Consider the following 11,922-nt stretch of genomic DNA (forward strand, 5'->3'; position numbering starts at 1 on the left):
AATCATCGGCTCTAATCAGAGAGACAGCGCATGATGGCGTCCGAAGACTGCTCAACATTTTTCGGCATCATGCTCTAGATCCATGGCCAAAGGCATCATCATCCGCGAGGCGCATTTCCCCGGCAAGGCGGCGATCGAAGCCTATGGCAATGGCGGCTTTCGCTTTGCCGACATGTCGCATCGCGGATCGCTGCTTGTGCTGCCGTCGGGCATCCATGGCTGGGAACCTGCCGATCCGCAGGCGCTGAAGGCCTCGGACTTCGACAGGTTGCTCGCCGAAGCCGACCGCGTGGAGATACTGCTGGTCGGCATGGGCAAGGATTTGCGGCCGCTGCCGGCGGCGCTGCGCGCCGCGCTCAAGGAAGCCGGCATCTCCGCCGACCCGATGTCGACGGGCGCTGCGGTGCGGACCTACAATGTGCTGCTGGCCGAAGACCGCGCCGTGGCCGCCGCGCTGATCGCCGTCGACTGAATGGCCGGCACGCCCGACATCGTCAACAATGGCGACATCGTCATGGACGCGGTGCGCGCCGCCGACCATGACCGATATTTGTCTGCGCTCTACGCGCCGGCCGACAAACGCGGCGCGCTGCTGGCGCTCTACGCCTTCAACGCCGAAATCGCCGGCGTGCGCGATCGCATCCACGAGCCGCTGCCGGGCGAGGTCAGGCTGCAATGGTGGCGCGATGTCATTTCGGCCGATGGGGATGCCGGGACGGGTCACCCGACCGCCGATGCGCTACGCGGTACGATTGCCGCAAATAAGCTGCCGAAAAGTGCTTTCGAGAACATGCTCGAGGCGCGGATCTTCGATCTCTATGACGACCCGATGCCGTCGCGTACCGACCTCGAGGGCTATTGCGGCGAAACGGCCGCAGCACTTATCCAGTTTGCGGCCATGGTGCTCGATCCGGAGGCGGCGCCGGGCTTTGCCGAACTCGCCGGCCGGGCCGGTTGCGCCCAGGCCATCACCGGCCTGCTGCTTCTGCTGCCGCTGCACCGCCGGCGCGGACAGTGCTTTGTGCCCTCAGACATCCTCGCGGCAGCCGGCACGACGCCGGAAGAGTTCGTCAAGGGCGAGGGTGGGGCTGCCGCCGAGCGCGCGGTTGTGGCGATGATCGCGTTGGCGCGGGAGCATCTCAACGCCTTCGAGAAAGGTGCGCCGGCGCTTCCCGTTTCGCTGCGGCCGGCCTTTCTGCCGTTGGCGCTGACCAACGCCTATCTCGACAAGATGGAAAAGGCTGGCAGTTCGGCGCTCCGCAGGACCGCAGCGCTCTCCACCTTGCGCCGGCATTGGCTGCTCTTGCGTTATGCGATGCGGGGCTGGATGCCCCTTTGACGTAAACGTCAATCGTGCTAGGGGTTTGTCGCGCGGACCCGTGTCAAAGAAATGCGGGCCGCCGGAGGAGCCGCGTTCCCATGAGCCTGCCAGTCCTGGTCGTCCTCGTCGCGTTCGGCATTGCGTTGTCGGTCGCAGCCGTGCATTTCACCGGCGGCACGACAACCGCGACGCTTGCCGGCGCGGCTCAAGCGCTCGCACGCTTTGCCGATGATTTTCCCGACGAAAGGCCGGGTGCCGTGCGGCTGACCGCCGACAATCATGCCGCGTTTCTCGACCTCGGCCCGCAACGCTGCGGCATCGTCCAGAGCATCGGCGATTGTTTTCTGACGCGCATCGTCACGCCGCACGACATTCTGGCGCTGGCGAGGGAAGGGAAAGCGGTGTCGCTGCGGCTGAAGGATTTCACCTGGAAAGGTGGGCGGTTTGCTTTTGCCAACGAAGCCGATGCGCGAGCGGTGGCAGCGACCCTGCAGAACAGCGATCGGATCCGGGAGGCGGCGTGATGGACGAGTATAATTTCCCGCAGGTCACCCAGCTTGCGATCCCCTTCTTCGTCGCAGCGATCCTGATCGAGCTCTGGCTGGTGCGCACCGGCCGCGCCAAGGGATCGTTCGAGACGCGCGACACGCTGACCAGCCTGATGATGGGCACCGGCAATGTCGTCGCCGGCCTGCTGCTCGGCGTCGTGTCCTACTGGGCGCTGCTGTGGCTCTGGCAGTTCCGTTTCTTCAATCTCGGCCTGTCCATCTGGGTGTTCGTCGCCGCCTTCCTGCTCGATGACTTGCGCTACTATGTCTATCACCGCATCGCGCACCGGGTGCGCTGGGTGTGGGCCGAGCATGTCAATCATCATTCCAGCCAGCATTACAATCTCTCGACGGCCCTGAGGCAGAGCTGGACCGGCCTGTTCACCTTCACCTTCATCCTGCAGGCGCCGCTGGTGCTCGCCGGCTTCCATCCGGCGGTGATCGCCTTCGTCTTCGGCTTCAACCTTGTCTGGCAGTTCTGGATCCACACCGAGACGATCGGCAAGATGTGGGGCTGGTTCGAGTTCATCTTCAACACGCCCTCGCACCATCGCGTCCACCACGCCACCAACCCGCGCTATCTCGACGCCAATTATGCCGGCACGCTGATCATCTGGGACCGCATGTTCGGCACCTTCGTCGAGGAACTGGAGGAAGACCGGCCGCGCTACGGCATCGTCAAGAATATCGGGACCTTCAATCCGCTGAAGGTCGCGTTCCACGAATGGATCGGCATGTTCAAGGATGCGCTGGCGCCGGGGCTGACGCCTGGCGAGCGCTTCAATTATCTCATCCAACCGCCGGGCTGGAGCCATGACGGCTCGCGCGACACGTCGGAAACGCTGAAGGCGGCCTATGTCAGGCGAAATCCTTCCCAAGCAGGCAAGCCGGGATTGCCGCCAGCGCGTGCCGAGCCGGCGGAATAGTCATGGTGAGGAGAGAGCGCGGCCGCTTGCAGCAGCTGCCATCGCGGCGGTGTCCGCAAAATTCCTGTCGATGATACGCAGCTTCGGCGACAGCGGCAGAACGAACGGTAACTGGAACCGTCATGGTGCCGAAACGAAGCGTCGCGGCGGTCTTTATGTGTAATCCCTGAACCTGATCCTCGAGCGGATTTCCTTTTTCAGAAGAAACCTGAGAAGGTTTCCAATGGTTCTTGGGTATGTATGGCCATAGGCGTATAGTTTTTCGAGGGAACGAGATTTGTTTTCGGCCTCGAATTTCCTTCGCCATTCCATCGATAGCGCGTCGCGCTGAACTTCGCAGAGGTCGTTCGAGATCTGCTCTGCGTCGATCGAGACATCCATCTTGCCGGCGACGTCCATCACATATTCGCGCCATCCCTTCATGATCTGCTCGTAAAAGACCGGAACGTATTGGATGGACCTCAGCGCGAGGTAATTTCTCCAGAACGCCATGCCTTCGCCGATATAGATCATGTTCTCGAGAATCTGTGCGCGATCGTATGCGACCGAACTCTCAGCACTATTCTCGTCGCCGCCGCCACTTGTCCTGGACCATTGCCCTGACTGAGATGCGCGTGTTGCGGATATCGCGGCACCGAGACGGTCCATTCTCTCGAGCAATATTACGAGAATCTCATGGTCGCGAAGGCATCTCTCTATGAAGTCGTATTTTCGCTTGTCGTAAACATCACGCAGATGATGCGGAAATATCTTGACCGAGAAGACGCCATTATCTGTCGAGGATCTATCGATTATTTTCTGATAGTGCTGTTCGGCTGCGAGTGTCTGGGGTGCTTCACTCGTCTCATCCCTCAGCCATTCGCGGGCGTTACCCAATTTCCCGGTGCTGTTCGTCAGCGAGGCCACCCAAGTCGAGCCGCTCCGCGCCTCCGACAAGATTAGCAGACCTTTCATTGCGTTTCCTTCGCGGGACCTTCGCGTGAACTGCCGTCGATGAGCGCTCCCGGGTGTGCGAAGGGGCGGAATTCCGAACTGGTAAGCGAGAACCGGGGGGCGGCGTAGCGCGCGGCGTTCTCCTCGGTCAGCATTCGCGAAGATCGCAGCGGCCGGCTTTCAATCCAGACCCTTGTCGCGCCAGCGGGAGTGTCAAGCTGGATTTCGCATAAGATTTCCAATGCGGTGCCCGCGCGCGGAAGCTTCGGGCGCACATGAAAGGCGGCAACATGCCCGGCGTCGCTGTTGATCTCGAAGGCGAGACGCCGCCACTTCACCGACGCCGGCAATCGGATGTGCAAGCGCAAGACGCCGGCGCGGTCGGAAGCGGGGAGAGGCAGATCGGCGCGCAGCTCGCCTTGGCCAGCAGGCAAGCCCCTGCTGAATTTCGTCTTCAGGCGCGGTCTCGTTTTCTGCTCGCCGCGTGGTTCGGACTGGGCCAGCTCAAGCGATTTGCGACGCGTCTTTGCAAGCCAACGAAGGGCGGCGCCGGCGGGAGTCTCACTTTGCCTGGGCCTTGCTTGAACGAAAGCCATCCACGCGGCCATCGGCCCGGGAAGAGCCGCCTCGAAGCGTTCCATCGCCTCTGCATCGACCGCATAGCCTGCCCGCACTTTTAGCCAGCCAAGCGCGATCAATGTCGCCACCGCAATGTCGCGGGCGAGAATCTCATTGGAAAACAGCTTCCAATCGAAACCGGGTTCAACGATGAGGCGGGACAGATCGACCAGCCAGTCGCTGTTGGCGTGGGCGTCGAGACTGCCATTTGCGATGGCGATCACCGCCAGGTCTTCCCGGACCGGCAGTCCGCAGGCCACGGAATTGAACTCCACCGATCTGGCCCGCGCCCAGACCCGGTCGTCGTCGGCGAGGCTGCCCTGGCCCGGACGAAAGATGCAGCCATGAAGATCGATGTCGCCGTAGCGGTCCTTGTGAAGATTGACGCTGCGCAGCCGTGCTGCCTGCGTCAGCATGCGCATGGCGCTGGAACCGCTCGACGGCTCCCAGCCCAGTTCAACGAACACGCCCAGGGCATCGCCCAGCCGGTTCCGCGGGACCACGATATCGAGGTCGTGGAACGAGCGTCCACCCCGTCCAACGGGATCAGCGGCACGCGCGGCTCCCTTGATGAGCATCATCGGCACGTCCGCCACAGCCAGCGCCGCGAATGCCGGTTGGCATTCTCTCATCAGAAGCATGGTTCGCGTCCATAGCATCCGTTGAAGCCCGGCAAGCCTCGGCGCATCCGGCAGATCCCTCAAACCAGGCCCAAGCCTGTTCCAGGCGGCGAGAATCAGCCGCTGCTCGCTGAACGTGCAGTCGTTCAGGTCGTGCGTGCCGATCCAGGCGCGCAGTTCCCTTTCGGCCGCCACCGGATCGACGTGCACGGCGGCCAGCAGGAGGCGCTCGTGATCGCCAGCGGGCCAGGCGCGATCAAGAGACGGGTACCAGAGAGGCCAATTCATTGCCCCCCTCTTTCTCCATCATCATCACCCCTCTTGGCCCTGAGCGCCCGGCGTGCGATTTCAAGAAAGTCGGATGCCATGCCGGCCGGTGCGCTGCCGGCGACGGCTACCCTTCTGGACAACGTGCCTGGTCGAATACGACGTCGATGAACCGTCTCGTCCAGCATGGTCATTTTCATGCCCGCGGCGATGGCCCTGCGGTACCAATCTATAAAGTACCCCGTGCGCAAGCTTTCGTCGAACGGGATGCCGAGCCGTTCGACAGCACTTCGCCGAACGGCAAGCGAACTCAGGAGGTAGCCCGGGTAGCGGCCTTTCTTATAGTGGAGAGAGACAAAGGCTTCGGAGGGGTAGTCCGGGCTCTCGAAGGTTTCGCTGTGGCCGAACACTGCATCCAGTGAGGGATCGGAGTCGAGCCTGGCCCGCTGCAGCGCGAGCTTGTCGGGCATCCAGAGGTCGTCGGCATCGAGGAACGCAAGAACCGCGCCCTGGGCGGCCTTTATGCCGACATTGAATGCGGACGGCGCTCCCCCGTTGACCTTCCTGACTATGCGCGGATGCAAAGCGTGGCCCTGAGCGACCTCGACCGTGCGGTCGCTCGAACCGTCATCGACGACGATGACTTCCCGCGGCGAATGGTCATTCTGCTCCGCGATGCTGTCGAGCGTCTCATGAAGCGTGGCGGACGCGTTCCACGCTGGAATGATGACGCTGAAAAACGGCGTTTCCACTCACTCCTCCATCAGATGCTTGAACGGAGGCAACGGCCTTGCGTTGCCGCTCTTGCGCCGACGCATGAGCGACTGCATCAGGGCGCGGTTGAAGTCGCGCTTCTCCTCTGCCGTGTAGGTGCTTGTCATCGACTCTGCATGCCGACGGTAGCACAGGGTCACCGCGTTGAGGATCGTCATCGGAATTTCGGCTTCGCGGATCCGGAGCATGAGGTCGACATCTTCGGAATAAAGGAAGTTCTCGTCGAACATCCCGACCCGGTCGAAAACTGTCCGGCGATAGAGGGTCGCACCCAAATGAACATGGAAAAGTTCATCTGTTATCGCCGCCGGATCGGGTGCGGGGGCATCCGTCATTTGCCGGTTGAAATAGCTGACGAAGCCGGAAACGACATCCATATGAGGCGTTCGGGCAAAGCGTGCGAGATGCAGCGAGAGCTTGTCGGCCGGCCAGAGGTCATCGCAATCCAGGAAGCCGATGAACTCGCCGCCGGCGATCCTCAGGCCGACATTTCGCGCGGGTCCCGGGCCGCGCCGCGGCCCGTCGAGGACGCGGATCGCCGGGAAACGCGAAGCCAGGGTCTCGACGATCTCGCGCGAGCGGTCGGTCGAGCCGTCGTCGACAACCAGGATTTCCTGCACCGGCCACGCTTGGTCGAGTATGGTTTTCAGGGCGTCGGCGATGTATTTCTCGCCGTTTCGCACCGGCATGATGACGCTGATCGTTGGGCTGTCGCTCATGCTCTGAGTTCCCGCACGAACCCTCGCAGCACGGTTGCCGCCTCCATCGGATCGTTGCCGATCAGGAACTCGTGGCATGGAAGCGAGCGCGACAGGCTGGCGGCCTGCTGGAATATCTCGTTATGGCCGGTCCGCAAGATCTTCGACGTGCTTGGCGAGAGCGCACGGATCATATCGAACCGTGAAGCGGAACGGATTGTCGAAGCATCCTCGCCGGTGAGCTTGCAGGAGACAAGAGCTTTCACCGCGATTTGCGGGACCAGCGCATCCGGTATCGTCGTGCTGATCGGGACGAGCGCCTTTTCCCCCGGGCGACGGTCCCGGTTCACTGCTTGCGCGGCAAGCCCGCTGAAGAGGATCTCCGCCATCCCGGTGAGTTTCATGGTGTCGAAGAGCGAGTGGCTTCGCCAGTCTGCCCCAGACTGCGACACCAGCACAATATCATCGCCCGTGGTCTGCATCCCCGCGGAAATTGCGGCAGCCGTCAGCGTCGATTTGCCGGAACCTCCCGGACCGGCGAGCATCACGCCCACGCCATCTTCGCCGACAACGGCGGAATGAAGCATCGCGTGCCCCGTGGCCAACGCGCCCCAATGGATGTGGTGGCGCAGCGGAGACCCGTATTCCCAGACCGGCAGCCGGGCAGCGGCTCCCACCCAATAGACGCCGGTGCCGGCGGACAGGTCGTGCAGATGCCAGATTCCGCGGCTCTCGTCGGATACGATTGCGACGCCGGCCTCGCTGTCCCATACGGTCCGGGTGACGGCATCGGCCTCGTCGGCTTCAAAGGGCCATTCGGCGGGCGGAGCCGGAAAGCCGTCGTCCTCATGCGAGACGGCATAGACAGTGATCGAGCGGTCTTCCGCAGTGGCTCCCGTTGTTTGCGCATGACGCAGAACCGGCAGGATGACCGGATCGAGCGCGGTTCCGCATGTGCGCAGCCGCAGCGTCAACCCGCCAAGGCGAAAGCGATGCTCAGCGCCGGATTCGTACCACCGGAAACTCGCGTCGGCAATGACGCGGCGGACGAATGCTGCAGGCGCCGTACGGGGATCGACGGCGGCTCGGACCATTCGGATCAGCTGTCCCCCAGCTCCCGCCGCAGCGGCCATCCACCGCCCGGATCCACGTCATGGATGGGGTCGAGGACAATCAGCTCCTGCAAGTCCGTGTGAATCTCCAGCTCCGGCCTCATGAAGGATGCGCGGCTGGAAATGTCGGGCAGCTTGGGCAATTCGATCGGCGAGGCCGGCAGAAGTATGCCTTCCTCCGCGAGGAGGTCGAGGAAGCCTCGCACCGAGGCAATGTCATCGTCGTCCAAGTCGGGATAACCCGTCCTCAACGCCGTCTCGATCATGGTGGGATCGACAGGCTTACGCAACATCTCCCAGATGAGCTGCGCGCTCCCCTTCATGCCGTAATACTTGCCGGTCGCAAAGTTCACCGCGACGACTTCACCGTCGAAGATCTCGCTCGACAAATTTGTTTCGTCTAAGACGACGCCCAACATCATTCCGCCCTTTGCCCCTAAATGGCGGGGTGATACACCAAGGGGCCGCGTGGGGGAAGTGTTCCTTGGTCAAAGATTTGCAGCGCTTCATTCGAAGCAACCCAACTGAATTCGCAGATTGGCTGAGGAACGCCGTGGCGCAAAAGCGGAGTCTTCAATGGAATTCCACACCCGGCCGAGCGGCCGTCGCGCATGGTCGTGAGCCGGCATGAGAGAGCTGAACCGTGAAAAGGACCGCCATTCCCCCGGGAGCGGTGACGGCTTCTGCGTCATGCCGTGGATTAATCTGCATGTCGCGACCGATGGCGCGATCTCGCCTTGCTGCGAGTTCGACGGATCAATAGGCCACGTGCGGAAAGAAGGCCTGAAGGGAGCCTGGAGCAGCGAGGCGCTGCAGCAGATACGACATCGGTTTGCACGGCAGGAACCGGTTGGGCAGTGCTGGAAATGTTTCGACCGTGACGAAAGAGAGGGGGACAGCCTGCGCCAGCAGATGAATCGCCAGTTCAGCGCATGGCACCGGCGGCTTGCGTCCGCGGATGAACCCTTCGCGGCCGCGCCGGCATCGCCGGCGGCGCTCGATGTCAGGTTCTCGAACCTGTGCAATTTCAAGTGCCGAAGCTGCTGGCACGGCGCCAGTTCGAAGTGGTTCACCGATGGCCGCGCCATCGGCGTCACCGCGGGTGACAAAGCCGAGATCAAGAGCTTCGCCTCGGCCACCGAGATGATGGACCAGATGTCGGGCTGGATCGACAATATCGAGTCGATCTACTTCGCTGGCGGCGAACCGCTTTTGACGGAAGAGCACTATCGGTTGCTGGATGCTCTGATCGAGGCAGGACGAACCCATGTCAGCCTGCGCTATAATACGAACATGTCCGTCACGGGCTTGGGCGGAAGATCGATATTCCAGCTGTGGAACGCATTTGAGAATGTCAGTGTCCAAGCAAGTGTCGACGACACTGGTGCCCGCGGTGCCCTTATTCGGCACGGTTTCGACTGGCCGCTATTCGTCGACAACATCATCCGGCTGCGACGGGAATGTCCGGGCGTGGACTTGGAGTTCGGCATAACCGTTTCCGCTTTGAACGTCAGCACTTTGGTCGAGCTTCTGGATGCCTTGCGGCACGAGTGCGAGGCCAGGGCATCCGAGATCCACATGCACTCTCTGCAAGAGCCGAAATTCATGCGCACGCAGGTGCTTCCGCAGAGGCAAAAAAGCAAGATCGAGCAAAAGTTGCGTTCCTTCCTGGCGCAGTCGGAACCAGGCGCCGGTGCCGAACAAATGCAACGCTACGTGAATGGCGTCATTGGCTATATGCGGTCAGAGGATCTGGCGTCCGAGCTGCCAAGGCTGGCAAAGCGCATGGACGCTCTTGACCGGCTGAGATCCGAATCGACGTCGAATGTCCTGACGGAAATTGGTCCGATTCTGGTATCGGCGCACGGTTTGTCCGGTACCGCGAGACGCTTCATCTCAGCAGCGCGCCGTGCCGCGGCCAGCTTCTGGCGACGAACGGCGCGTTGATCGGGGCGTTTATTCCGCAGCCTGCGCCTGTGACGGCAGTCCGAGCCACCCCCTGCAATCGGCCAGCGCTCTCGCCGTGATCGCATGACGTTTGGCGACGGTCTTGTCCTTGCCGCGCAGGCGCTTGCCGTCGGCCTTCGGCGCTTCGACCGGCGGGAAAAGGCCGAAATTGACGTTCATTGGCTGGAAGGAGCGTTTGCCGGGCTCATCATCCGACACGATATGCCCGCCGGTGATGTGGTTCAGCAGCGCGCCGAAGGCGGTGGTCGCCGGCGGCAGCGCGGGCGCGTGGCCGAGCCGCGAGGCGGCGGCGAAGCGGCCGGCGAGCAGGCCGATCGCGGCGCTTTCCACATAGCCTTCGCAGCCGGTGATCTGGCCGGCAAAGCGCAGACCCGGCCGCGATTTCAGCTGCAGCGAGGGATCGAGCAGCGTCGGCGAGTTGATGTAGGTGTTGCGGTGCAGGCCGCCGAGGCGCGCGAACTCAGCATTTTCGAGCCCAGGAATGGTGCGGAAGATGCGCACCTGCTCGGCATGCTTCAGCTTCGTCTGGAAACCGACCATGTTGTAGAGCGTGCCCAGCGCATTGTCCTGACGGAGCTGCATCACCGCATAGGCCTTGACCGAGGGATTGTGGGCGTTGGTCAGGCCCATCGGCTTCATCGGGCCGTAGCGCAGCGTCTCGACGCCGCGTTCGGCCATGACCTCGATCGGCAGGCAGCCGTCGAAATAGGGCGTGCCTTCCCACTCTTTGAACTCGGTTTTCTGGCCCTCCAGCAGCGCCTGGACGAAGGCGAAATACTGGTCCTTGTCCATCGGGCAGTTGATGTAGTCCTTGCCGGTGCCGCCGGGACCGACCTTGTCGTAGCGCGACTGGAACCAGGCGGTGTTCATGTCGATCGTGTCGAAATGCACGATCGGCGCGATGGCATCGAAGAAGGCCAGCGCGTCGGCGCCGGTCGCCTCGGCGATCGACTGTGCCAGCGACGGCGCCGTCAGTGGACCGGTGGCGATGATCGCCTGGTCCCAGTCCGCCGGCGGCAGCCCAGGCACTTCCTCACGTTGGATGGTGATCAGCGGATGCGCTTCGATCTTCGCGGTGACCGCGTCGGAAAACCGGTCGCGGTCGACGGCCAGCGCGCCGCCGGCCGGCACCTGGTTGGCATCGCCGGCGCTCATGATCAGCGAGCCGGCCAGCCGCATTTCGGCATGCAGCAGGCCGACCGCGTTGTTTTCGGCGTCGTCGGAGCGGAAGGAGTTCGAGCAGACGAGCTCGGCCAGGCCATCGGTCTTATGCGCGTCGGTGCCGCGCACCGGGCGCATCTCGTGCAGCACGACCGGAACGCCGGCCTCGGCGATTTGCCATGCCGCTTCGGAGCCGGCGAGGCCGCCGCCGACGACGTGTACGGGATTTTTGCTCATGAGCGCCGGAATAATCGCTTGGCGGCCCGATTGCAATTGCCAGGCGGCGACGGCGAGAAACTGGCGCCTAAAACAACAACACCCGCCGGGGGAGGAGGTCCGGCGGGTGTCGTTTTGGGGGTCGATCCTCGGGAGGAGGTGAAGATCGACCTAATTCGTCATCGCCGGGGAGGAGGTCGGCTTTGACGAAATTCCTTTCGCCTTTTTCAGAAGGGGCGAAACCTTCGACGACGAACTACGTTCGCTTCTTGAACAACGCCCGCCGGGGGAGGAGGTCCGGCGGGCGCCGTTTCGGTGGTCAACCCTCGGGAGGAGGTGAAGGTTGACCTCATTCGTCAGGGTCGGGGAGGAGGTCGACCCTGGCGAAATTCCTTGCTTAGATCGCCTTGCGGGCGACCATCTTGATCTCGTCGCGGACGATGCCGAGATCATGGAGCTGACGGTTCGAAAGCCGACCCAGCTCGGAAACCGTCTCGCGATAAACGCGCCAGTTACGATAGCTACGGATCAGGTTCATTGTCTTAACTCTCTTCAAAACTGGTTCGGACCATTTGCGGTCCGAAGCGGATTAGACCGCCTTGCGGGCGACGTAGTGGATGTCGCTGCGGCTGATGCCGAGGTCGGTCAGTTCACGGTTCGACAGGCGGTTCAGCTCGGAAACGGTTTCCCGGTAGCGGCGCCAGTTGCGGTAGTTGCGGATCAGGTTCATGGTAGTTCTCGTTTCGTCTTTAGTTCGGAT

The 11,922-nt window shown here is 62.4% G+C and carries 14 protein-coding genes; 5 read left to right on the forward strand and 9 right to left on the reverse strand.

Features of this window, described 5'->3' with window-relative positions; genetic code table 11:
- The first annotated feature begins 82 nt into the window (after nt 1-82).
- From EJ072_RS28375 to EJ072_RS28390, 4 genes are all read left to right on the forward strand, one after another.
- On the forward strand, nt 83-472 hold the full coding sequence (locus tag EJ072_RS28375) for an Mth938-like domain-containing protein (protein ID WP_126082299.1): 390 nt from the start codon (nt 83-85) through the stop codon (nt 470-472).
- An 18-nt stretch (nt 473-490) separates the two neighbouring features.
- Entirely contained in the window at nt 491-1,339 is an 849-nt protein-coding gene (locus tag EJ072_RS28380) for a phytoene/squalene synthase family protein (RefSeq protein ID WP_189343378.1), read from the forward strand.
- 80 nt (nt 1,340-1,419) lie between these two features.
- Nucleotides 1,420-1,845, forward strand: a complete 426-nt coding sequence (locus EJ072_RS28385) for a hypothetical protein (RefSeq protein ID WP_126082300.1) — start codon at nt 1,420-1,422, stop codon at nt 1,843-1,845.
- Nucleotides 1,845-2,795 (forward strand): sterol desaturase family protein, encoded by a 951-nt coding sequence (locus EJ072_RS28390; RefSeq protein ID WP_189343113.1) that lies wholly within the window; start codon nt 1,845-1,847, stop codon nt 2,793-2,795. Before EJ072_RS28385 ends, EJ072_RS28390 begins: the two co-directional genes overlap by 1 nt.
- A 153-nt stretch (nt 2,796-2,948) precedes the next feature.
- On the opposite strand, the gene EJ072_RS28395 is transcribed toward EJ072_RS28390, so the two are convergent.
- From EJ072_RS28395 to EJ072_RS28420, 6 genes are read right to left on the reverse strand one after another with little or no spacing between them, the layout of a single operon-like run.
- On the reverse strand, nt 2,949-3,749 hold the full coding sequence (locus tag EJ072_RS28395) for a Stf0 family sulfotransferase (RefSeq protein ID WP_126082302.1): 801 nt from the start codon (nt 3,747-3,749) through the stop codon (nt 2,949-2,951).
- Nucleotides 3,746-5,254: a nucleotidyltransferase family protein gene (locus EJ072_RS28400; protein ID WP_126082303.1), complete on the reverse strand. Its 1,509-nt coding sequence runs from the start codon at nt 5,252-5,254 to the stop codon at nt 3,746-3,748. The genes EJ072_RS28395 and EJ072_RS28400 overlap by 4 nt, the downstream gene beginning before the upstream one ends.
- A complete protein-coding gene (locus EJ072_RS28405; RefSeq protein ID WP_126082304.1) occupies nt 5,251-5,985 on the reverse strand; it encodes a glycosyltransferase family A protein in 735 nt (244 codons plus the stop codon). The genes EJ072_RS28400 and EJ072_RS28405 overlap by 4 nt, the downstream gene beginning before the upstream one ends.
- Nucleotides 5,986-6,726 carry a glycosyltransferase gene (locus EJ072_RS28410; protein WP_189342095.1) on the reverse strand — a complete coding sequence of 247 codons (741 nt, stop codon included), beginning with the start codon at nt 6,724-6,726 and terminating at the stop codon, nt 5,986-5,988. It lies immediately after the preceding gene.
- Nucleotides 6,723-7,799 carry a hypothetical protein gene (locus EJ072_RS28415; protein WP_126082306.1) on the reverse strand — a complete coding sequence of 359 codons (1,077 nt, stop codon included), beginning with the start codon at nt 7,797-7,799 and terminating at the stop codon, nt 6,723-6,725. The genes EJ072_RS28410 and EJ072_RS28415 overlap by 4 nt, the downstream gene beginning before the upstream one ends.
- Before the next feature lie 5 nt (nt 7,800-7,804).
- Nucleotides 7,805-8,239, reverse strand: coding sequence for a PqqD family protein (locus EJ072_RS28420; RefSeq protein WP_126082307.1), 435 nt, complete (start codon nt 8,237-8,239; stop codon nt 7,805-7,807).
- A 205-nt stretch (nt 8,240-8,444) separates the two neighbouring features.
- Here EJ072_RS28420 and EJ072_RS28425 point away from each other — a divergent pair, with 205 nt between their 5' ends.
- Nucleotides 8,445-9,764 carry a twitch domain-containing radical SAM protein gene (locus tag EJ072_RS28425; RefSeq protein ID WP_126082308.1) on the forward strand — a complete coding sequence of 440 codons (1,320 nt, stop codon included), beginning with the start codon at nt 8,445-8,447 and terminating at the stop codon, nt 9,762-9,764.
- A 9-nt stretch (nt 9,765-9,773) separates the two neighbouring features.
- Here EJ072_RS28425 and trmFO read toward each other — a convergent pair whose 3' ends face one another.
- From trmFO to EJ072_RS28440, 3 genes are all read right to left on the reverse strand, one after another.
- Entirely contained in the window at nt 9,774-11,183 is a 1,410-nt protein-coding gene (gene trmFO / locus EJ072_RS28430; protein WP_126082309.1) for a methylenetetrahydrofolate--tRNA-(uracil(54)-C(5))-methyltransferase (FADH(2)-oxidizing) TrmFO, read from the reverse strand.
- Between the two features lie 376 nt (nt 11,184-11,559).
- Nucleotides 11,560-11,700: a DUF1127 domain-containing protein gene (locus EJ072_RS28435; RefSeq protein ID WP_082056374.1), complete on the reverse strand. Its 141-nt coding sequence runs from the start codon at nt 11,698-11,700 to the stop codon at nt 11,560-11,562.
- 51 nt (nt 11,701-11,751) lie between these two features.
- Nucleotides 11,752-11,892 carry a DUF1127 domain-containing protein gene (locus tag EJ072_RS28440; RefSeq protein WP_082056373.1) on the reverse strand — a complete coding sequence of 47 codons (141 nt, stop codon included), beginning with the start codon at nt 11,890-11,892 and terminating at the stop codon, nt 11,752-11,754.
- Nucleotides 11,893-11,922 lie beyond the last annotated feature (30 nt).

It is taken from the genome of Mesorhizobium sp. M2A.F.Ca.ET.046.03.2.1 (genome assembly GCF_003952425.1).
Classification (GTDB): Bacteria; Pseudomonadota; Alphaproteobacteria; order Rhizobiales; family Rhizobiaceae; genus Mesorhizobium.